This window comes from Luteimonas panaciterrae (genome assembly GCF_020511115.1).
In the GTDB taxonomy this organism is placed as follows: Bacteria; Pseudomonadota; Gammaproteobacteria; order Xanthomonadales; family Xanthomonadaceae; genus Luteimonas; species Luteimonas panaciterrae.
This window is the reverse complement of record NZ_JAJAVH010000008.1, coordinates 330,086-351,684: the sequence shown is the minus strand read 5'-3', so window position 1 is coordinate 351,684 and position 21,599 is coordinate 330,086. Positions and strand designations below refer to the sequence as shown.

Below are 21,599 nucleotides of genomic sequence, written 5' to 3'. Positions count from 1 at the left end.
CATGCCGTCCCCCCGGCCGGCCCAATCATGACTTGCTTACGAATGGCACGCTTACAACGATACCCGGCTCCCGTAGCGCGCACGGTAGGCGAGCAGACGGTCGCGTTCTGCGGTCAGTGTGGAGTTTTCGCCGGCGAACGCAAGCAGGTCGGACAGAGTTGCGATGGCGATCACGGGGATGCCGTGTTCGGTGGCGACGGTCTGTGCCGCGGAGCGGTCGTCGTCCTCGGACACGCGCTCTTCACGATCGAGCGCGATGGCGATCGCGGCCGGCGTGCCGCCGCCCTCGCGGATCAGGGTGAGCGCCTCGCGGATCGCGGTGCCGGCGGTGATCACGTCGTCGACGATCAGCACGCGGCGGCCCGCCAGCGGCGCGCCGATCAGGTTCCCGCCCTCGCCGTGCGTCTTGGCCTCCTTGCGGTTGAAGGCCAATGGCAGATCGCGGCCGCGGCGCGCGTATTCGCAGGCGATCGCCGCGGCGAGCGGGATGCCCTTGTAGGCGGGGCCGAACAGCAGATCGAAGCCGGTGCCGGCGGCGTCGATGGCGTCGACGTAGCAGCTGGCCAGCGTTGCCAGCGCCGCGCCGGAGTCGAAGCGGCCGGCATTGAAAAAATACGGGCTGGTACGGCCGGATTTCAGGACGAATTCGCCGAAGCGCAGCGCGTCGGCTTGCAGGGCGAGTTGCAGGAAGCGGGTGCGGTGATCGGTCATGCGGCGCATTGTCCCATGCGAGATGCTATCGGGATGTCACATCGCCGCCGCCGTTGCGGCATCGGCTAGGTTCGGGCGTTCAGTCCGCGCACCATCAAGTGCTGCGGTCCGGCCTTGCCGCCGAAATACAGTTCGCCGGTGTCGACGAAGCCGGCCTTGCGATAGGCGCGGATGGCGCCGAGGTTGCTGCAGTTGACGGTGAGCGCGAGCAGGCGGCGCTCGGGGTGGCGGCGTTCGAGATCGGCGCAGCAGGCGTTGATCGCCCGCGTGCCGAGGCCGCGGCCCTGCCAGTCGCGATCGAGCATGAAGGCGCGCAGGCCGACCCCGGCCTTGCCGTGCGGATTCCAGCCGGCCATGGCGCCGGCGAAATCGAGCTGGTAGAAGCCGATCACGGTGTCGCCGACCAGGATCGCCATGGCGTCGCTGTTCGGGTCGGCTTCGGCCAGGGCGAGGTTGAGGGTGACATCGCCGACGAAGGGATACTGATCCTCCGCCACTCGCAAAGTGCGCACGGCGCTGGCGAGTTGGGGCGTGACCGGCGCGACGTGCAAGTCGGGGATGGCGATCATGGGGGGATCATAAAGCGCGAACGGCTCCGGACGCATCGCGAATTGTCAGTCAGATCACCAGTCAGGCCGCTGGCGCCCGAATCCGTTACGCTTGCGCGATTCGCCACTGCCCGTTCGCTCCCATGCGCATCATGAGTTTCAACGCCAACGGCCTGCGCTCGGCCGCCAGCAAAGGCTTCTTCGAGTGGTTCACGCAGCAGAAGACCGACGTGCTGTGCGTGCAGGAGACCAAGGCGCAGGAGCACCAGCTGTCCGGAAGCGCCGACTTGGACAGCAAATTCCTGCCCAAAGGCTACAAGGCCTGGTTCAAGGACGCGATCACGAAGAAGGGCTACAGCGGCGTGGCCATCTACAGCAAGCGCGAGCCGGACGAGGTACGCACCGCGCTCGGCTGGGCGCCGTTCGATGACGAAGGCCGTTATCTGGAAGCGCGTTTCGGCAATTTGAGCGTGGTGTCGTTCTACATCCCGTCCGGCTCGTCCGGTGAGCCGCGCCAGCACTTCAAGTACGAAGTGATGGAGTGGTTGAAGCCCGTGCTCGAGGAATGGCTGCGCAGCGGACGCGATTACGTGCTGTGCGGCGACTGGAACATCGTGCGCGCCAAGAACGACATCAAGAACTGGACTTCCAACCAGAAGAACTCCGGCTGCCTGCCGCCCGAGCGCGCCTGGCTCAACGGCATGATCACCGACGGTTGTGGCGACGGTACCCAGGAACCCGACCTGGGCTGGCTGGACAGTTTCCGCGTGGTGAAACCGGACGCCGTCGAATACACCTGGTGGAGCCAGCGCGGCGCCGCGCGCGCCAACAATGTCGGGTGGCGCATCGACTATCAGCTGATCACGCCGACGCTGGGCAAGAAGGTGAAAGGGTGCGCGATTCATCCGGAACCGCGGTTCTCGGATCATGCGCCGTTCGTGGTGGATTACGCCCTGTGAGCACCACGGCGGATACGACCACGCAAGTGTCGTACAAGGGTTGGGCCGGCATCAGGCGCGCCTTCGGCACGCCGTCGGCGCTGACGATGGCGGTGTTCGGTTTCGGTTCCGGACTGCCGTTCCTGCTGATCGCCTCGCAGACCTTGTCCACGCGCCTGCGTGACGTCGGCCTCGATCTGGGCAGCATCGGCCTGATCAGCCTCGCCAGCTTCTTCTATCTGTTGAAGTTCCTGTGGGCGCCGTTGCTGGATCGTTATGCGTTTCCGCTCACCGCGTTCCTGGGTCGCCGCCGTTCCTGGTTGATCGTGTCGCAGGCCGTGGTGACCATCGGTCTGTTCGCACTGGCGTACATGCGCCCGGAATTGAGCGTGACGGGACTCGTTGCCTGGGTGCTCGTGGCTTCGTTCGCGGGTGCGACGCAGGATTCCGTGGTCGATGCCTATCGCATCGAGATCGCGCCGGCCAATTCGCAGGCTGCCTTGGCGGCGACCTACACGCTTGGCTACCGGGTTGGTCTGATCGTCGGCGGCGCCGGCGCGTTGTACATCGCCGAATACGGCAGCTGGACGGCGGCTTATGTCGCGATGTCGTCGCTGATGCTGCTTCCCATGCTCGCGACGTTGTTGTCGCGTGAGCCGGCCGCGGCACCGGAAACGGCGGTGGCGCGCAAGATCGATCTGGCCGGTGCGTTCTGGCAACCGTTCACGAGCTTCTTCGCCCATCACGGATGGGCTTTCGGAATCGCATTGTTGCTGTTCGTCGGGTTGTACAAGTTCCCGGATCAGGTGATCGGCGTGATGGCGGGGCCGTTCTATCTCGATTCGGGTTACACCAAGGCGGACATCGCCACGGTGTCGAAGCTGTTCGGCGTGTGGATGGGCATCCTCGGCGCTTTCGCGGGCGGCGTGGCGGTGGCGGCGTTCGGTTTCCGGCGCATGCTGCTGGTGGCGGTGCTTGGCGTGGCGTTGTCGAATCTCGCCTTCCTGCTCATGGCGCAATACCCGTCGCAGATCTGGTCGTTCTACGCGGCATTGCTGGCGGACAACCTGTGCCAGGGATTCGCCGGCACGGTGTCGATCGCCTTCATGTCATCCCTTACCGATCGCAATTTCACGGCCACGCAGTTCGCGCTGTTGGTGTCGCTGGCGAATCTGCCGGGCAAGTTTGTTGGCGGGGTCTCTGGCTATATCGTCGAGGCGACCTCGTACAGCACCTTTTTCGTGCTGAGCGCGGCGACGGTCATCCCGGCATTGGCGCTGCTGGCATGGTTGTGGCGGCGGATCAAGGAACCTGCCGCACAGGCGTAGTGATGCGGAACGCGGCCGATCGCGGATGACAGGCGACGATCAAGCCGAATAGATGCCACCGAGAATCCGCGGACCGCTCGCGCCACTGACGCTGGGCAGATTGCCCGGAAGTCCTTGCAGTGTGGCATGCGCGAGCCAGGCGAAGCCCATGGCCTCGACGAAATCCGGATCGATGCCGTGCGCCGCGCTCGATTCGACGATGCATTCCGGGAGCATCGCCGCCAGCGCCGACATCAGCGCGGTGTTGTGCACGCCGCCACCGCAGGCGATCACGCGCGCGGTACGCGGCTGCGCGGCGCGCAAGGCATCGGCGATGCTGCGTGCGCTGAGCATCAGCAGAGTGGATTGCACATCCTGCGGGATTTCATTGCCCGCCAACTTGGATTCGAGCCAGCCGAGGTGGAACTGATCGCGGCCGGTGGATTTCGGCGGCGGCAGCGCGAACCAGGATTCGTCGAGCAGCCGCGCGAGCAGTACTTCATCGACCCTGCCTGACAGCGCGAACGCGCCGTCGCGATCGAAACCGTGGCCGGTATGGCGCAGGCACCACGCGTCCATCAATCCGTTCGCGGGGCCGGTGTCGAAGCCGCGCACGTGGCTGCGATCGGCGGCGGCCTGGGCGGCTTGTTTTGGCAGCAAGGTGAGATTGGCGATGCCGCCGAGATTGAGCACGGCGCGATCTTCGTCCGGTGAACTCAGCAGCGCCGCGTGCAGGGCGGGCAGCAATGGAGCGCCGTGGCCGCCGGCGGCGACATCGCGGCGACGGAAGTCCGCCACCACGCGGATGCCCGTGCGTTCGGCGATCGTGTTCGGGTCGCCGAGTTGAAGGGTATAGGGGAATTCTCCGTGCGGGCGATGGCGCAGGGTTTGTCCGTGCGAGCCGATGGCGGTGATCTGCTTGGCTTGCGTGCCGCTGTCGGCGAGCGCGCGTTGCGCGGCTTCGGCGAAGGCGGCGCCGATACGGACGTCGAGTTCGGCGATGTCGTCGAGGGTGAGGGTCGCGGATTGTTGGCCGAGGGTGACCAGGCGCTCTTTCAGTTGGGGCTGCCAGGCGTAGGTGCGGCCGAAGATGAGCTCGGGCTTGCCGTCGAAGCTTGCGATGGCGGTGTCGATGCCGTCGACGCTGGTGCCGGAGATGAGGCCCAAGTAGAGCATTTGGGTTGGAGGGTTGGGGTGTGTGGGAAGGGTAACTGGTTTTGTTTGGGGAATGCTTTGCTTTTGGTTGTTGGTTGTGAAAGTCAAAGGCGTTTCGTCCGCTGCGCGGCCGAGTTCATTTCTTTTGATAAGCGTCAAAAGAAACGAACCAAAGAAAAACGCTTTCCCCGACGAAGCAGCCCCAGAGTTTCGTTGCTATCGGGATTTTTCGACTCGCCCTCCTGGCTCGGTCGAAAAACGGCGCACATCCTTGTGCGCCGCCCTTCGGGTCTCCGGTTGTCTGGGCGTTCAAGCTTTTTTAGAAGCGAAGGACGAAGCAAAGCCGAGCAAAGCTTTTGCTCTTGCTGAAAACTTTGCGAGCCAAACCTGCCTCTAGACCCGAAGGGCGGCGGGCAGGATGCCCGCCGTTTTCCGACCGAGCCATGAATGGTGAGTCGGAAAATCCTGGGGCACTTCCCGCCATGGGATTGCTGTGTCGAGAAAAGCGTTTTTCTTTGGTTCGTTTCTTTGATTCGCGCCATCCATGGCGCTCACCCCTTCGGGGCCGGCTTCGCCGTTCGCACGCGCTCCTGCACGTGCAGTGGCGCTTACCAAAAGAAATGAACTCGGCCGCGCAGCGGACGAAACGCTTTTGATCTTCGCTAAAACGCTAGCGATTAGTCAGCCAGCAACAACAGACAACAGCAGAAAGAGACTTACCCCTTCTTGCCACGCCGCCCCAACGCAGCCGCAACCCGCGTCCCGGTATCCCCGGCATAAATAATGTTCTCAACCTTCGCGATCCGCGTCAGCGCGGGCCCCACCTGTGAGCGGAAGGCCGCCAACTGCACGCCAGACAACGGTTCCGGCGGCGGCATCGTGATCGAGAGCGGGTTGCGATGCACGCCATTGATCCGGAATTCGTAATGCAGATGCGGACCCGTGGCGAGGCCGGTGCTGCCGACGCGTCCGATCATCGTGCCCTGCGCGATGCGCTGGCCGGCGCGGATGTTGCCGAACGCCGACATGTGGCCATAGAGCGTGGAGTAGCCGCGGCCATGATCGAGGATCACGGTGCGGCCATAGCCGCCCTTCCAGCCGACGAAGGAAACGCGTGCGTCGCCCGCGGCCATGATCGGGGTGCCGGAGCCGGCGGCGTAGTCGACGCCCATGTGTCCGCGCATGCGGCCGAGCACCGGATGCCGGCGCATGCCGAAGCCGGAGGTGATGCGTGCGTACGGGATCGGCATGCGGATGAAGCTGCGCTTGAGCGGCCGGCCGTCGGCGGTGAAGTATTCGGGTTTGCCGTCGCGCACGAAGCGGAAGCCGCTGTACAGCTTGCCGCCGGAGGTGAAGGTGGCGGCGAGCACGGGGCCGGTGTTGATCAGTTCGCCTTCGCGCCAGGTCTGCTCGACCACGACGCTGAAGCGGTCGTTGGCGCCGACGTCGGAGTTGAAGTCGATGTCGTACTTGAAGATGTCGTCGGTGAGTGTGTCGATGGCGCCGCCCGAGAGGCCAACCTTGCGCGCGGAGCGGTACAGCGAGCCGCCGACCTTGCCGCTGAGCACGACGGTGCGGGTTTCGGTGGGACGCTCGATCACCTTCTCGGCGACCTTCTCGCCGGCGAGGGAGAGTTCCACACGATGGCTGTCGTCGCGGTCGTAGCGGAAGCTGCGCAGGGCGGCCGGCTTGCCGTCGGCGCCGACCGGCATGTCGAAGGCGAGTTCGGTGCCGGGCTTGAGCTTGGCGAGGGATTTCTTCAGGCCGGGATGTTCGAGCAGGCGCTGCTGGTCGGTTTCCGGCACGTCGAGGCGGTCGAGCAGGTGGCTCAGCGTCTCGCCGTGATTGACGCTGACGATCTGCCAGCTGTCGCCGGTCTGTCCTTGCTGTTTCGACAGCGCCAGCGGCGGCAGGCTCAGCGACATGGTGGTGCGCTGCGCGCCGGCCGGGGCCTGTAGAGTGTTGGAGAAACCGGGCACGATCGCCGCCACGAGCGCGCCGAGCGAGGCGAACAGGCTGGCGTGGGCCCAATGACGGCGCGTCCAGCGGCCGCCGAAGCCGAGGCGCTGACGGAGAGGATCTGAACCGAGCTCGGTGCTGTTGCGTGCCGCGTCGCGAAGATTGTTGGAGAGGACGCGGCGATGGGCTGCGTCTCGCGACAGGGTCGGCTCGGTCATTGCGGTGTCCCGGCCCTAGCGTGAAGGGCGTGTAAGGGCGGTACCATAGACACGCGAAAAGGTAGCGTCAAGTCATTGATGTAACAGGGGGTTTTGGTGGTTTTGCCTTAACGTCGCTTTAACTCATCTTTTACACTAACCTTCACATTTCAACTGCGATCGTCATCTCTCGGATTGTCCCAAGTGCCTGAATCGACCGACCTCCCCCAAGCCCTAGCCCTGATCTCCCGTGGTGCCGATGAGATCCTCAAACAGGAGGAACTGGAGGCCCGTCTCAAGCTCGGCCGTCCCCTCCGGGTCAAGGCCGGTTTCGACCCGACCGCGCCGGATCTGCACCTGGGCCATACGGTCCTGCTCAACAAGATGCGGCAGTTCCAGGACCTCGGCCATCAGGTGATCTTCCTGATCGGCGACTTCACCGGGATGATCGGCGACCCTAGCGGCAAGAACGTCACCCGCAAGCCGCTCACCCGCGAGGACGTGCTGGCCAACGCCGAGACCTACGCCGAGCAGGTGTTCAAGGTGCTCGACCGCGACCGTACCGAGCTGCGCTTCAACAGCGAGTGGTTCGGCCAGATGGCGGCCGCCGACATGATCCGCCTCGCCGCCCAGCACACGGTGGCGCGCATGCTCGAGCGTGACGATTTCGCCAAGCGGTACGCCGCGCAGCAGTCGATCGCCATCCACGAATTCCTGTATCCGCTGGTGCAGGGTTACGACTCCGTCGCGCTGAAGGCCGACGTGGAACTCGGCGGCACCGACCAGAAGTTCAACCTGCTGATGGGCCGCGGCCTGCAGGAGCATTACGGCCAGGCGCCGCAGATCGTGCTGACCATGCCGCTGCTGGAAGGCCTGGACGGCGTGCACAAGATGAGCAAGTCGCTCGGCAACTACATCGGCATCTCGGAGCCGGCGATCGACATCGTCAACAAGACGATGAAGATCGGCGACGAATTGATGTGGCGCTGGATCGAGCTGTTGAGCTTCGAGATCGGCGTCGACGAAGCCAAGCGCTTGCAGGGCGAAGTGGCGGCGGGTCAGTTGAATCCGCGCGACGTCAAGCTGCGCCTGGCGCGTGAGCTGGCCACGCGCTTCCACGATGCCGCGGCCGCCGATACCGCCATCGCAGGCTGGCACGCGGCTGTGCGCGGCGAGGGCGACATGACGCTGCTGCCATTGCGTGAGGTGACGGTTCCTGTCGAGGGGTTGCGCATCACGGCGCTACTGACTGCGGCGGGGAATACCAGCAGCAATAGCGAGGCGAATCAGAAACTGCGCGAACGCGCCGTGCGTGTGAACGGCGCCGTGATCGAGGACGGACACCTGATCTTCAAGCCTGGAGACGAGGTGGTGCTGCAGGTAGGCAAGCGCAACTTCGCACGCGTGAAGCTGGTCGCCGGTTAGGCGCGCGTCAGTCGGTGATCGCGATGGCCGCCTGCACCATCAGCGCCAGCACGCAGCCCAGACCGACGAGCCAGGTGAGGGAACGCAGCGGCGCTTTGTTGGTGAGATAGAAGATGCCGTGCAGGATGCGCGCGCCGATGAAGATCATCGCGAGCAGATTGATGCGCTGCGGATCGAGTCCGCCGAACTGTGCCATCAGCACGCTGGCGGCGAACGGCGCGAACGCCTCGAAGCCGTTTAGATGCGCGGCGTTGGCGCGGTGAACGCGCGGGTTTTCCTGTTTGCTCACCCAGCCGCGCGGATCGCGATTGTCGTAGCGCGGCCCACCCGCTTTGGCGACGAAGACCCACAGATAAGGCAGCAGTGCGGCGATCACGATGCACCAGTAGGCAGCGGCCATCAGCAGTTCCTCCCCTTGGGTGATGGCGCGCAGCTTGACGCACCGGCTTCGTCTTGAACAGCCGTATTTGCGAAAAGAGGGGAGGTTATGCGGTGGACATCCCGCAGCGGCAGGCCATGTCCGAAAATTCGGTGTCGGTGTGATGCGTCGGAACAAAAACTGGCTGCTTGCCTGGCGCGTAGACGAAACGGAACACGTCACCGCACGCATCACGCCGGTTTCCGCAACAGGCAAGCAGCTCCCCGAAGCATTGGGAAACAAGAAAACAGTTCCGCGGTGAAGGCTGCGTATAGGTTGCAAGACGCAATAAAGCCAAATAAAAAGCCCCTCTTCCGCTCGCGGAAAAGGGGCTTCGGAGCCGCGAGTGAATTATTTCGCCGGCGTGGTTTCGGACTTGCCTGACATCATCTTGTCACGCGCGGCACGGAAGGCATTGCCCTGATACCAGTTCGGCCATTGGGCGCCATCCACGAGCACGCGGCCGACGCCGTACAGCGCCTGCAGATCCTCGATCGCACCATCCAGCTTCCACGTCGCATCGAATTGATCAGCGGGCTTGTGGTAGCGCTGTTCGTTGTAGGCTTTCGCAGCGGCTTCGCCGGCGGCCTTGCCGCCTTCGACCAGATCGTCGCCGCCCTCGGCATACAGCGCCGGCACGCCGGCCTTGGCGAAGTTGAAATGATCGGAGCGGAAGTAGGAACCGTTCTGCGGCGAGCTTTCCTCCACCAGCGTGCGGCCCTGCTTGTCGGCGATCGGTTTGAGGATGTCTTCCAGTTCGGAATTGCCCTTGCCCACGACCACGAGATCGCGCGCGCGTCCGGCCACGCCCATCGCGTCGATGTTGATCACACCGACCGTCTTGTCGAGCGGAATGGCCGGATGTGCGACGTAGTACTTGGAGCCGAGCAGGCCGGATTCCTCCAGCGTCACCGCGGCGAACACCAGCGAACGTTTCGGCGCGGGCTGCGCCTTGGCGAACTGTCCGGCGATCTCGATGATGCCGGCCACGCCGGTGGCGTTGTCGACGGCGCCGTTGTAGATGTTGTCGCCGCTGCCGTCCGGATTATGTTCACCTTCGTGCTTGCCGAGATGATCCCAGTGCGCCATGTACACCACGGCTTCATCGGGCTTGTCGGTGCCGGGCAGGATGCCGACGACGTTGCGCGACTGCTTCTCGGTGATCTTGCTCTTCAGGTCCAGCGACAGCTTCGCCTTCAGGGGAATCGCCTTGAATCCGGGCTTGTTGGCGGCCTTGTACATCGCATCGAGATCGAGGCCGGATTCGGCGAACAGCTTCCTCGCCGCATCGGCGGTCAGCCAGCCCTGCACGGGCAGGCGCGGTGCCGGATCGTCGGCCGCGCGCAGGTCGTACTGCGCGCCGGACCAGGAGTTCTTCACCACATCCCAGCCGTAGGAGGCGCCGGGCGTGTCGTGCACGATCAGCGCGGCGGCGGCGCCCTTGCGCGCGGCTTCCTCGAACTTGTAGGTCCAGCGCCCGTAGTAGGTCATGCGCTTGCCTTCGAACAGCGAGGCGTCGCCGGTGTGGAAGCCGGGATCGTTGACGAACATCACCACCGTCTTGTTCTTCACGTCGAGACCGGCGTAGTCGTTCCACTTGCGCTCGGGCGCGTCGACGCCGTAGCCGACGAAGATCAGGTCGCTGCCGTCGATCTTCACTTCCGGCTGGCCGGTGCGGGTGCCGACGACCATGTCGGTGCCGAACTTCAATATTTCCGGCTTGCCGTTCACCTCGAGCTTGAGGTCGGTGGTTTCGTCGGCCGTGGTTTCGGTCATCGGCACATCCTGGAACCAGGCGCCGTTGATGCCGGGCTTCAAGCCGATGCGTTCGAACTGCGACTTGATGTACTCGACCGATTTCTCCTCGCCGGGCGTGCCGGGGCCGCGGCCTTCGAAGGCGTCGGAGGCGAGCGTCTTCACCAGTTCGGCGAAATCGTCGGCGTTGATGTCGTCGGCGAAGGTATGCGTCGGTGCCGGTGCCGCGGCGGCGGGCGTGGACTCCGGCGCGGTCGCGGCTGGCGTGGCGGGTTCGCGCTGGCAGGCGGTGAGAGCGGCCGTGATGGCCAGGCAGAGCAGCAGAGGACGATGACGCATCCGGAACTCCGAAGGACGGGGAGCCCCGGATTCTAAGCGGTGACGCGCGGCGAAGGAGAGTGCCGGCGGTTTACTCGCCGGCAGGCGCGCGCGGCGTGCTGTAAGCGACCGGCGTCGCGCCGGTGACCTTGCCGATGCGGGCGGTCTTATGTACATACAGCACCACTTCGCGCTCGAACACCAGTTCGCCGTCGACGACCGCGTTCGGGCCGATGATGATGCGCGGCTTGCGCTTGCTGCCGAGGCTGATCGGCATCCAGCTCGCGCTCGGCTTCTTGACCTTGATGTCGCCGTGCACGCGCGTGTCGATGCCGACGGTGATGTCGCCGTTGACCGTTTCGATGCCGCCGCCGAGTTCGGTCGCGACCAGGCCGATCGCGCCGTTGACGGTTTCCACGCCCTTGGCGACGTGGCTGCGCCGGTCGACGAAGACGCTGCCGTTGACGGTCTCGATGCCGCCGCTCACCTGCGCACCGGTGCCCACGCGGACGTTGCCGTTGACGGTGCTGAGGCCGCCGGTGGTCACGTTGTTGCCGGCTTCGATGCTGCCATTCACCGTTTCCGCATCACCGGTGCGGGCGCTGTCCTGGAGAGTGACGCTGCCGTTGACGGTGTTCAGGTCGCCATAGGTCTTGCCGGTTTCGGCGGTGATGCTGCCGTTCACCTTGTCGACGTCGGAGCCGTCGGCGGCGAAGGCGGCCGGGCCGGCGAGGGCCAGTGCGATGGCGAGCACGAAGGGGGAAAGACGGCGGGTCGGGGGCAAGACAAACATGGCGGAACTCCAGCGTGCGGCGGGATGGGTGGGGGCATCGGCCCGTTGCGGTGAGCCTGCACCCGCTTCGCTACAATCGCATCTGTCCTAAGTCACTGGCTACAACGACGTGCCCGAAACCTGGCAGTGCCCGAAGTCCGTTGTCCCGCCGGCCCTGTCCGGGCGGAAGGCATCCGGCTCGCTGCTGCGCGGTTTCGTCCTGATCACGATGCTGCTGACGGCCGTTACCGTCGGCGACGCGCAGGCGCAGGCGCAGAAGAGCACGCGCGAGGCCCAGCGCAAGCTCGAGAAGATCAACCGCGAGCTGAAGGACGTCGCCGCCGAACGCCGCAAGCTGGAAGGACAGCGCGGCGATGCCAGCCGGCAGCTGCGCACGGTCGATGAGAAGGTCGGCACCTCGACCCGCGCCTTGCGCAGTACCGAAGCGGAGCTGGTGCAGCAGCAGACCTCGCTGGCCGCACTGCGCGCGAAACGTGACGCCATGCAGAAGAAACTCGGTGCGCAGCGCACCGAATTGACGCAGTTGCTGCGCGCTGCCTACACCGTCGGCGATGACGCGCCGCTCAAGCTGATGCTGTCGCAGGACACCGCCGCCGACGCCAATCGCACCCTCACCTATCACCGCTACCTGCAGCGCGATCGCGCACGGCGCATCGCGACGCTGACCACGGAGCTGGCCGAACTCGAGCGCGTGGAGCGCGAGATCGCCGACAAGCAGACGGCGTTGAGCGTCTCGCGCAAGCAGCAGCGCATGCAGCTCGCCGAGCTGGAGAGCGACCGGCGCGAACGCGCCGAGACCGTGGCCGCTCTCGACAAGCGCTACCGCGATCGCGCCTCGCGTGAGAAGGCGCTCGGCCAGGACGCGAAAGCGCTGCAGAAACTGCTGGCGCAATTGCGCGCCGCCGCCGCGCGTGCCGAGGCCGAACGCCGGGCCGCCGCCGCGGCGGCCGCGCGTGAACGCGAGCGCGATGTGGCCTCCGGCAAGCCGCCGCGCGCGTACAAGCCGCCGATCCAGGTGGCGAAGACCGCGCCGATCCAGGTCGGCGGACTGGGCTGGCCGCTGTCCGGCTCCCTGCTGGCCGGTTACGGCGGCACCATGCCGGACGGGCGCAAGAGTTCGGGCGTGCTGATCGCCGCGCCCGCCGGCACGACGGTGAAGGCGGTCGCCGACGGCACCGTGGTGTTCTCCGAATGGATGACCGGCTACGGCATGATCCTGATCATCGATCACGGCAACGGCTACATGAGCCTGTACGCGCACAACGACGCCCTGCTCAAGGATGCCGGCACGCAGGTCAAGCGCGGCGACGCGGTCGCCAGCGTCGGCAGTTCCGGCGGCCAGGGCCGGCCGGCGCTGTATTTTGAACTGCGTCGCAATGGGCAGCCGGTCGATCCCCGCGGCTGGCTGCAACGACAGTGAGCACGGAACGGTGCGGGTCAGCCTTGTTTAACGAAACCCGTCCGCCGCACCGCATAATCGACTGAACCCGGCTGCCCGCATGCGGTCGAACCCACGTCATTCTGGAGTGTTTCATGCGTCGACCGCTTTCGATTCTCGCCCTCGCGCTGCTGCTGGGGCCGGCGTTCGCACAGGACGTGCCTGCGCAGAGCACGCCGCCCGCGCAAGCGCAGCCGGCCTCGCCCCCCGACGAGAAGGCCGCCGCGAGCGATGATCCGGATGCCGCCGAGAGCGCCGCCACCAAGGTGCCGCTCGAGGAGATCCGGCGTTACGTCAACGTCTACAACGCGGTGAAGCAGGCCTACGTCGATCCGGTCGACGACAAGAAACTGATGTCCTCGGCGATCAAGGGCTTGCTGCTCGATCTCGATCCGCACAGCGCCTATCTCGAGAAGCGCGACGCCCAGGAATTCGACGAAGACACCAGCGGCGCCTACGACGGCATCGGCGTGGAAGTGCAGCAGCAGCCGGACGGCACCGTGCGCGTGATCGCGCCGATCGACGACACACCGGCCGCGCGCGCCGGCATCAAGGCCGGCGACCTGATCACCGCCGTCGACGGCAAGCCGCTCACGCCGGCCAGCGACGAGGATGGCCAGGGCCCGCTGCGTGGCAAGCCCGGCACCGATGTGAAGCTCACCGTCGTGCGCGAGGGCGCCGCGAAACCGCTCGACATCACCGTCAAGCGCGAAACCATCCGCGTGGTCAGCGTGCGCTCGCGCATGCTGGAGCCGGGTTACGGCTACATCCGATTGAGTGCGTTCCAGGCCGACACCGCGTCCGAGTTCGAGAAACAGCTGCGCAAACTGCAGGATGGCGCCGGCGGCAAGCTGCGCGGACTGGTGCTGGACCTGCGCAGCAATCCCGGTGGCCTGCTCACCTCGGCGGTGCAGATCGCCGACGACCTGCTCGACAGCGGCAAGATCGTCAGCACGCGCGGCCGCATCTCCGTCAGCGATGCGGAATTCACCGCGGTGCCGGGCGACCTGATGAACGGTGCGCCGGTGGTGGTGATCGCCGACGCCGGTTCGGCCAGCGCCTCGGAAGTGCTGGCCGGCGCGCTGCACGACAACAAGCGTGCCCGCGTGATCGGCAGCCGCACCTTCGGCAAGGGCTCGGTGCAGACGCTGTTGCCGCTGGACAACGGCGATTCGGTCAAGCTGACCACCGCGCGCTATTTCACGCCCAGCGGCAAGTCGATCCAGGCGCGCGGCATCGATCCGGACGTGGTGCTGAAGCCGGAGAAGGCCGACGCCAAGCCGATGGACTACACCGAGGCGATGCTGCCCGGCCATCTGCGCGGCGACGAGGAAATCGCCGGCAGCAACGCGGGTGACGTGCTCGAAGGCGATGGGCCGATCACCGCCGCGCTGACGGAGTTGAAGAAGCCCTCAGCGACCACCGCGAAGGCGGCGACGCCGGCAGCGGAGACGCGCAAGTAGTCGTCTGATCACCGATTGATCGCGGGATGGCCCGGCGTTTCGCCGCGCCTATTCCGCGATCAGCTTGCACTCGATCTTGATCGGTTCCTGCGCCGCCACCTGCAGCGTGTCCTGGAACATGCCGCAGTCGAGCACGTTGTCCTGCGAGGCCTTGCGCGCCGAATAGACGTTGATGTTGACCTGCGGCTCGCCCTTCTCGATCAGGCCGAGCTGCTTCTCGTCGAAACTCGTGGCAACGAAGTGCGCCGTGCCGCCGCTGGCGGCGAGTTCGATCTGCGCGCGCTTGAGCGTCATCCACGGCTCGCGCGGATCGGCGAGCTTCTGTTGCTGCGCGGCGACGGTGGGATAGCCGAAATAGTCGGCCGACACGATGATGCCTTCCTTCGTCTGCGCCAGCTGCTGCGCCGCCACCGGCGAGAGCGAGACCACGACGTCGAAGGCATCGCTGCGCGGCGCCGGTGTCGCGGCGGGCGGCAGTGCGTCCACGCGTGGTTCGGGCACCGCCGCGCGATCGCATGCGGTCGTCGCCACGAGGAGTCCCAGAACGGTCAGCGTTCGGGAGCAGGCACGGAAGCGCGACGCGGACATTGGCGTTACCTCGGCTTGGCGGGCAGCGGGAAGGGAGTGACGACCTTCTCCCCGGATTCGGCATCGCGGATCGCCGACTGCCCCTTCTTTTCCACTTCCTCGATGCGCACGATGCTGTGCATCGGCACGTGCAGCACGCGCGTGTTGCCGAATTCGTCGCGCAGGCGTTCCTCGGTCGGATCGACCACCACGCCGTCGTACACGTCGAACACGAGGTCGCCGATCTCGGTGAATCCCCAGATGTCGCTCGCCGATACCTGGCGCGCGTACAGCTCGTAGATCTTGCCGTGATTGTGGAAGACGACTTTGAAGAGGGCGGTCTTGGACCTGGTCATGCGGGCATTGTAGGACTGGGGATTCAAACGTGGGGTTGCCCGCCGGCGAACGCAATGATCAACGCGATGATCGCGCGTGATGGCAGCCTAGTACCCGCGCTGCTTGCGCAACCTGCGCGCGATCCCCGCCCGCGCCAGCAGCGCGAACCCCACGCCGAACAGGAAGCCGGCCACGTGCGCCGCCCACGCCACCGCGCCGAATGCCGGACCGATGTAGGCGAACACCACCTGCAGCAGCGCCCAGATTCCGATCAGCAGCGAAGCTGGCGCGCGCACGAATTCCAGAAACACGCCGAGCGGCAGCACCACGCCCAGTCGCGCGCCTGGGAACAGCGCCAGATACGCACCGATCACCGCCGAGACCGCGCCGCTCGCGCCGATGATCAGCCGGTCCGGCACACCAATCACCAGCACCGCCACCAGATTGGCGACCGCGCCGCCGAGCAGGAACAGCAGCAGGAACCGCCACGGCCCCATCATCCGTTCCGCCGGCAATCCGAAGATCAGCAGGAACACCAGATTGCCGAGCAGATGCGCCCAGTCCGCATGCAGGAACAGCGCCGTGATCAGACGCAGCCAGCGTCCGCCGTCCGCCCACGAGCGCAGGATGTCGGCGGGCAGCTGTCCGCCGCTCAGCGCGCCCCATTCCAGCAGCAGCGCGCGCTGCGCTGCATCGGGTCGCGTGCTGGCCCACAGGAATGCCAGCCACAGCAGCGCCACCAGCATCGGCGTGGCCCAGCGCAAAGATGAATGGCGGCGAGTAGGAATCGGAACAAACATGCGGCCGCCAAGATACCCGCTCCGGCCTCGCCATGACCCCTGGCATGAGCGAAATTTTCACATATCGAGGTATAGTGCATGCGGCGGCGTATGTCGGGAGGGCTTCCGGCAGGGACGACGCAGGGCGGGACACATCGCCCGGGTCGCACGGCGCCAGTGCAAATGAAAACGAGACCCTGTCCCTCGGAGAGAACCGTAATGCAAACGCAGAACCGCTACACCCAAATTTCCGCCCTCGCGCTGGGCATTGCCGGCGCACTGGCCTTCGGCCAGGTCCACGCTTCGGCGTTCCAGCTCAAGGAAAACAGCGTCAAGGCGCAGGGCCGCGCCATGGCCGGCTCCGCTTCGGCGCTCGGCGACGCCTCCGTCGTCGTCAACAACCCGGCGCTGATGTCGACCTTCGAACAGAAGACCGTGCAGGGCGACCTCACCGCGATCGATCTGTCCTTCAAGTACAAGGGCGGTGGTACCGATGGCCTCGGCAATCCGCTCAATGGTGGCAACGGCGGCGACGCCGGTGACGTCACCCCGGTCCCGGCGGCGTCCTTCATCCTGCCGCTGAGTGGCAATTTCGAGTACCTGACCCTCGGCGCCATGATCAGCGCGCCGTTCGGCCTGAAGACCGAATACGACCGCAACTGGGTCGGCCGCTATCACGCCGTCAAGTCCGACGTGAAGATCGTCGACCTGACCCTGGCCGCCTCGCTCAAGCTCAGCGACCGCTTCTCCGCGGGCGTGGGCCTGGTCTACGAGCGCGCAGACGTCACGCTGTCGAACGCGATCGACTTCGGCACCGGCGTGTGCAAGCTCGCGCCGACGCTGTGCGGCCCCACCTCGCCGTACGGCCCGCAGAAGAACGACGGCTATGCTTCGGTGAAGGGTGACGACACCGGCATCGGCTGGATCTTCGGCCTGAGCTGGCGTCCGACCGATCAGCTGTCGATCGGCTATACCCACCGCTCCGAGATCGACCTCGACATCGACGGCCGTGCCCGGTTCGAAGTGCCGTCGAACGTCTCGCCGCTGCTGGCGCTGGTGCGTCCGGGCCAGTATCAGAACACCGGCGGCGGTGCCGCGCTGACGACGCCCAGCGTCGACACGCTCAGCGCCACCTACCAGTTCAACGACCGCTTCACGCTGATGGGCGAAATCTCGCAGACCGACTGGCATTCGCTGAAGGAAATCCGCATCCAGTTCGAAAATCCTGTCCAAGAGGACGTGGTCGAGGACTACAGCTGGAAGGATTCGAAGATGTATTCGCTCGGTGGCGAGTACAAGATCAACGACGCCTTCACCCTGCGTGCCGGTATCGCCCGCGATGAATCGCCGATCAGCCTGCCGCATCGCACCCCGCGCATGCCTGACCAGGATCGCAACTGGTACGCGATCGGTCTGACCTGGGCGCCGAGCGAGAACTTCGAACTGTCCGGCAGCTACACGCGCATCCAGCTGGCCGACACGCCGAAGATCGCGCTGGGCAGCGATCCGAATGGTTCGGGCCAGGGCGCGTTCCTGGACGGCAAGTACGACGGTCACGCCAACCTGTTCGGCGTCTCGGCGCAGTACCGCTTCTGAGTCGTTCGACCCTCGTGTCAATCAAGACAGGGCGCCAATGGCGCCCTGTCTTGTTTTTGCGGGATCGGATTGGTCGTGCGAGCCGACGATGTGTGACCGTGTCCTCAACACGGAAGACGGAGCGTCCAGGTCATGCCGGGTTTGATGCACTGCAAGATGCATTACGTCCGGGAACGTTGCACATTGAATCGTTCCAAAAAAATTTCCCGAGTGTTTGGATCGATCTAACTCCAAGAGCGACATGTCGACGAAAAAACGCCTCGAAACCCTCGCGCGCGCGCGACGGATCCTGATGCCGGACGCGGCCTCCGCGGTCCACCGCCGGTTCGTGCATCGCGCCGCGCTGGCGATGCTGATGCTTGGCGGTCTGGGCGCGAACACCGCGATCGCCGCCGACGACGCCCTCAGTGCCGAGGTCAACACCTTCATCGGCACCAAGGACGACGGCAACACCTATCCCGGCGCGTCCGCGCCGTTCGGGCAGATCCAGGTCAGCCCGATCGGCTCGCACTACTCGGGCTGGCGCTACGACGATCCCAAGATCCGCGGCTTCGGGCATTCCTTCATTTCCGGTGCCGGCTGCTGGGAACAGGGCGGACTGGTGTCGGTGCTGCCGATCACCGGCACGATTGGTGCTGGCGGCACGCTCGATACCAGCAATCCCAAGAGTTTCGATCACAAACTCTATGGCGCCGACTACACGCACGAGGGTGAAGTCGGCCAGGCCGGCTACTACAAGGTGCGCCTCACCAGTTACGGCGGCATCACCGCCGAAGCCACGGCGCGCACGCATGCGGCGGCCGAGCGCTACACGTTCGAAGGCGATGCGAAGACCGGACACGTCCTGATCAACGTCGGCCAGGCCGCCGAGCGGCATTCGATCATCGGCAGCACGATCAACGTGGTCGGCGACCGCGTCGTGGAAGGCAAGCTGGTAAGCAAGAGCTTCTGCGGCGGCCAGCAGTACACCACCTGGTACCGCATCGAGTTCGACCGCCCGTTCCGTGCCTTCGGCACCTGGGACGGCGATGGCGCCAATCCGGACGCGCGCCACGCCATGGAGGGCGAGGCCAAGCCCAATGGCGCGTGGGTGAGCTTCGATCTCGGCAAGGATCGCGGCGTCACCGCGATCAGCGCCATCTCGCACGTCGATGCCGAGGGCGCGCGCAACAACCTGCGCAGCGATGGTATGCAGGGCGGCAAACTGCTCGGCTTCGAGGCGATGCGCAAGCAGGCGCAGGCCGCCTGGCAGAAGGAACTCTCGTCCGTGCGCGTGCGCGGCGGCAGCGCCGACGATCGCAAGGTGTTCTACACCGCGCTCTACCACACCTTGCTGCAGCCGCTGATCGGCAACGACGCGGACGGCCGCTATCGCGGCTACGACGAACAGATCCACCGCGCCGACGGCTGGACCTACTACGAATACTTCTCGCTCTGGGACACCTACCGTTCGCAGAACCAGTGGCTGGCGCTGATCCGCCCGCAGCAGTCGCGCGACATCGCCCGTTCGCTGCTCGCCATCGACGAGCAAGGCGGCTGGTTGCCGCGCTGGGGCTACGCCAACTTCGACACCAACATCATGACCGGCGATCCTGTGACGCCGTTCCTGGTCGACCTGTGGCGCTTCGGCGCGCTGCAGGGGCGCGAGCAGGCCGCCTACGCCGCTTTGCGCAAGAACGCGTTCGGCATGCCGCCGTTGCAGTCGCGGCACGCCGGGCGTTCGGGCAATACCAACTATTTGAAGGAAGGTTTCGTCCAGTACGACCGCGCGATTCCCGCCAAGGGAATGGACCTCGATACAACCCATGGCGGTTCGGCGACGCTGGAGTACGCCCTGGCAGACTGCGCGCTGTCGCAGATGGCCGGCGCGCTGGGACATGTCGACGATGCCGCGGTGCTGCGCCGGCGCGGCGGCAACTGGCATCGCGTGTGGGACGCGCAGGCGCGTGACGAAAGCGGCTTCACCGGCTTCCCGCGGCCACGCATGGAAGGTGGCGGCTGGTACAGCCCGCCGCGCGGCGAATACAGCCCGCGTTCGCAGCACGGTTTCCATGAAGGCACCGCCTGGCAATACCAGTGGCTGGCGCAGCAGGACGTCGACGGCCTGGTTGAGGCGATGCAGGGCAAGGACAAGGCGCTGCAGCGGCTCGACCTGTTCTTCGCCTACGACGATCTGCTCGCCGATCCGCAGCAGGGCGCGCGCAAGCACTGGGTGGTCGGCCCCTACAGCTACTACAACCAGTACCGCTACAACCCCAACAACGAGCCCGACCTGCACGCGCCGTGGATGTACACGCTGATCGGCGCGCCGTGGAAGACGGCGACCGTGCTGCGCGCGGCGCAACACCTGTTCACCAACGCGCCCAACGGCGTCACCGGCAATGACGATCTGGGCACGATGTCGGCCTGGTATCTGTTCAGCAGCATCGGCCTGTACCCGGCGGTGCCGGGCACCGGGCAGTTTCTCTTGAATCCGCCGCGCTTCGAGCAGGTCGAGCTCGATCTGGGCAACGGCAAGACCCTGCGCATCGAGGCGCCGGGCACGGATGCGAATCGCGTACAGTACGTGGAGAATGTTCGCTACGACGACAAGTCGCAGCCGCAGGTCTGGGTCGATTGGAAGCGTCTGGAGGAAGGCGGGACGCTCCGGTTCGACCTGACCACGACGCCTCCCGAGCAGGGCTGGGGAACGCGTGCGGAGGCACTGCCGTCTTCGCCGTGTTCGACACGAGGAACGATGCCGTGACAACAGGCAAGCAAGGGACCAGACCGAAGGCCAGCCAGACGAGCAAACGCTCGACGCAGGCCATCACCGTCAACGACATCGCTAAGGCGGCCGGCGTGTCGCGCGCGACGGTGTCGCTGGTCCTGCGCGAAAGCCCGCTGGTGCATGTCGACACGCGCGCCCGCGTGGAAGCGGAACTGAAGAAACAGGGCTACATCTACAACCGCAGCGCCGCCAATCTGCGCCGGCGCACGTCCTCGTCGATCGCGCTGGTGATCAACGATCTCACCAACCCGTTCTTCGCCGAATTCGCCGCCGGCGTCGACGAGGCGGTGGGCGCGCGGGGCTACGTCACGTTGCTGGGCAACACCAGCGAATCGCCGGAGCGCGAGGAAGCGGTGCTGGCGTCGTTGATGGAGCACCAGCCCGCGGGCGTGATCCTCTCGCCGGCCGAACACAGCGACGGCGAGCGTCTGGAGCGTGTGCTCGGCCAGCGCTCGCCGGTGGTCGTGTTCAACCGCGAACTGACCGGCGCGCACTGGGATTTCCTGGTGCTCGACAACCGCAACGGCGCGCGCATGGCCACGGAACACTTGCTGGAACTCGGCCATCGCCGCATCGCCTTCTTCGGCGGCCATGCCGATTCCAGTTCGTGCCGTGAACGCCGTGCGGGTTACGCCGATGCGATGCGCGCGGCGAAGATCGAACCGCTGCCGCACTGGTTCGTCGAGACAGCGCCGACTCGGCTGGCCGCGGCCACGCGCGCCGATGCACTGTTTCTGGATGGCAATGCAGCCAACGTCAGTGCGCAGGACGCACCGACCGCGGCGGTCTGTTACAACGACGCCGTCGCGCTCGGCCTGATGCTCGGTCTGGTGCGGCACGGGCGCAAGCCCGGCGAGGATTTCGCGGTGACCGGCTTCGACGACATTCCAGAAGCCGCCTTCGCCGCGCCGCCGCTGACGACGCTGGCGGTGGATCCGCGCGAGCGTGGCCGGCAGGCGGCCGAACTCCTGTTGCAACGCATCGGCACGAAAGAAGGCGAGGAAAGACAGACCACCGCGCCGGTGCGATTGGTGGTACGAGGCAGCAGTTGCAAACCCAAGGGGGCGGCATCGTGAGCCGGTGCACATCGCGCCGACGCATCGATTCCGAGCGACGGATCGCCGCA

Annotated in this window: 17 protein-coding genes and 1 pseudogene; 8 read left to right on the top strand and 10 right to left on the bottom strand. The window is 65.7% G+C overall.

The window, feature by feature from the left end:
• Nucleotides 1-51 precede the first annotated feature (51 nt).
• Both pyrE and LG367_RS12435 read right to left on the bottom strand, forming a co-directional pair.
• The gene (gene pyrE / locus LG367_RS12440) at nt 52-711 is read right to left on the bottom strand and encodes an orotate phosphoribosyltransferase (RefSeq protein WP_226469567.1); all 660 of its coding nucleotides are present in this window, start codon (nt 709-711) and stop codon (nt 52-54) included.
• 65 nt (nt 712-776) lie between these two features.
• A complete protein-coding gene (locus LG367_RS12435) occupies nt 777-1,280 on the bottom strand; it encodes a GNAT family N-acetyltransferase (RefSeq protein WP_226469566.1) in 504 nt (167 codons plus the stop codon).
• Nucleotides 1,281-1,402: 122 nt separating this feature from the next.
• On the opposite strand from LG367_RS12435, the gene LG367_RS12430 reads away from it, so the two are divergent.
• Together LG367_RS12430 and LG367_RS12425 are read left to right on the top strand one after the other, a co-directional pair.
• Nucleotides 1,403-2,218, top strand: coding sequence for an exodeoxyribonuclease III (locus LG367_RS12430; protein WP_226469565.1), 816 nt, complete (start codon nt 1,403-1,405; stop codon nt 2,216-2,218).
• On the top strand, nt 2,215-3,525 hold the full coding sequence (locus LG367_RS12425) for an AmpG family muropeptide MFS transporter (protein ID WP_226469564.1): 1,311 nt from the start codon (nt 2,215-2,217) through the stop codon (nt 3,523-3,525). Before LG367_RS12430 ends, LG367_RS12425 begins: the two co-directional genes overlap by 4 nt.
• Before the next feature lie 39 nt (nt 3,526-3,564).
• Here the strand turns inward: LG367_RS12425 and LG367_RS12420 are convergent, their stop codons facing one another.
• Complete coding sequence (locus LG367_RS12420) at nt 3,565-4,680, bottom strand: anhydro-N-acetylmuramic acid kinase (protein WP_226469563.1); 1,116 nt, start codon at nt 4,678-4,680, stop codon at nt 3,565-3,567.
• A gap of 695 nt (nt 4,681-5,375) precedes the next feature.
• Nucleotides 5,376-6,836 carry a M23 family metallopeptidase gene (locus LG367_RS12415; RefSeq protein WP_226469562.1) on the bottom strand — a complete coding sequence of 487 codons (1,461 nt, stop codon included), beginning with the start codon at nt 6,834-6,836 and terminating at the stop codon, nt 5,376-5,378.
• Nucleotides 6,837-7,019: 183 nt separating this feature from the next.
• On the opposite strand from LG367_RS12415, the gene tyrS reads away from it, so the two are divergent.
• Nucleotides 7,020-8,240: a tyrosine--tRNA ligase gene (gene tyrS / locus LG367_RS12410; RefSeq protein ID WP_226469561.1), complete on the top strand. Its 1,221-nt coding sequence runs from the start codon at nt 7,020-7,022 to the stop codon at nt 8,238-8,240.
• Nucleotides 8,241-8,247: 7 nt separating this feature from the next.
• On the opposite strand, the gene LG367_RS12405 is transcribed toward tyrS, so the two are convergent.
• The 3 genes from LG367_RS12405 to LG367_RS12395 form a co-directional block, all read right to left on the bottom strand.
• On the bottom strand, nt 8,248-8,640 hold the full coding sequence (locus tag LG367_RS12405) for an MAPEG family protein (RefSeq protein WP_226469560.1): 393 nt from the start codon (nt 8,638-8,640) through the stop codon (nt 8,248-8,250).
• Between the two features lie 369 nt (nt 8,641-9,009).
• Entirely contained in the window at nt 9,010-10,752 is a 1,743-nt protein-coding gene (locus LG367_RS12400; protein ID WP_226469559.1) for a M28 family metallopeptidase, read from the bottom strand.
• 70 nt (nt 10,753-10,822) lie between these two features.
• A complete protein-coding gene (locus tag LG367_RS12395; RefSeq protein WP_226469558.1) occupies nt 10,823-11,524 on the bottom strand; it encodes a DUF4097 family beta strand repeat-containing protein in 702 nt (233 codons plus the stop codon).
• A gap of 208 nt (nt 11,525-11,732) precedes the next feature.
• Here LG367_RS12395 and LG367_RS12390 point away from each other — a divergent pair, with 208 nt between their 5' ends.
• Both LG367_RS12390 and LG367_RS12385 read left to right on the top strand, forming a co-directional pair.
• Nucleotides 11,733-12,944 (top strand): murein hydrolase activator EnvC family protein, encoded by a 1,212-nt coding sequence (locus LG367_RS12390; RefSeq protein ID WP_226469598.1) that lies wholly within the window; start codon nt 11,733-11,735, stop codon nt 12,942-12,944.
• A 113-nt stretch (nt 12,945-13,057) separates the two neighbouring features.
• Nucleotides 13,058-14,419, top strand: a pseudogene (locus LG367_RS12385) (S41 family peptidase); the annotation flags it as partial.
• A gap of 54 nt (nt 14,420-14,473) precedes the next feature.
• Here the strand turns inward: LG367_RS12385 and LG367_RS12380 are convergent.
• The 3 genes from LG367_RS12380 to LG367_RS12370 form a co-directional block, all read right to left on the bottom strand.
• Nucleotides 14,474-14,956, bottom strand: a complete 483-nt coding sequence (locus LG367_RS12380; protein ID WP_226469557.1) for a hypothetical protein — start codon at nt 14,954-14,956, stop codon at nt 14,474-14,476.
• A 62-nt stretch (nt 14,957-15,018) separates the two neighbouring features.
• Nucleotides 15,019-15,348 carry a DUF1820 family protein gene (locus LG367_RS12375; RefSeq protein WP_226469556.1) on the bottom strand — a complete coding sequence of 110 codons (330 nt, stop codon included), beginning with the start codon at nt 15,346-15,348 and terminating at the stop codon, nt 15,019-15,021.
• A gap of 87 nt (nt 15,349-15,435) precedes the next feature.
• The gene (locus LG367_RS12370) at nt 15,436-16,128 is read right to left on the bottom strand and encodes a rhomboid family intramembrane serine protease (protein ID WP_226469555.1); all 693 of its coding nucleotides are present in this window, start codon (nt 16,126-16,128) and stop codon (nt 15,436-15,438) included.
• A gap of 198 nt (nt 16,129-16,326) precedes the next feature.
• Here LG367_RS12370 and LG367_RS12365 point away from each other — a divergent pair, with 198 nt between their 5' ends.
• The 3 genes from LG367_RS12365 to LG367_RS12355 all read left to right on the top strand — a co-directional run bounded on the left by LG367_RS12365 (nt 16,327) and on the right by LG367_RS12355 (nt 21,549).
• Nucleotides 16,327-17,703 carry an OmpP1/FadL family transporter gene (locus LG367_RS12365; protein WP_226469554.1) on the top strand — a complete coding sequence of 459 codons (1,377 nt, stop codon included), beginning with the start codon at nt 16,327-16,329 and terminating at the stop codon, nt 17,701-17,703.
• A 349-nt stretch (nt 17,704-18,052) separates the two neighbouring features.
• Nucleotides 18,053-20,449: a GH92 family glycosyl hydrolase gene (locus LG367_RS12360; protein WP_425490961.1), complete on the top strand. Its 2,397-nt coding sequence runs from the start codon at nt 18,053-18,055 to the stop codon at nt 20,447-20,449.
• Nucleotides 20,446-21,549, top strand: a complete 1,104-nt coding sequence (locus LG367_RS12355) for a LacI family DNA-binding transcriptional regulator (protein WP_226469553.1) — start codon at nt 20,446-20,448, stop codon at nt 21,547-21,549. The genes LG367_RS12360 and LG367_RS12355 overlap by 4 nt, the downstream gene beginning before the upstream one ends.
• The last annotated feature ends 50 nt before the right edge of the window (nt 21,550-21,599 follow it).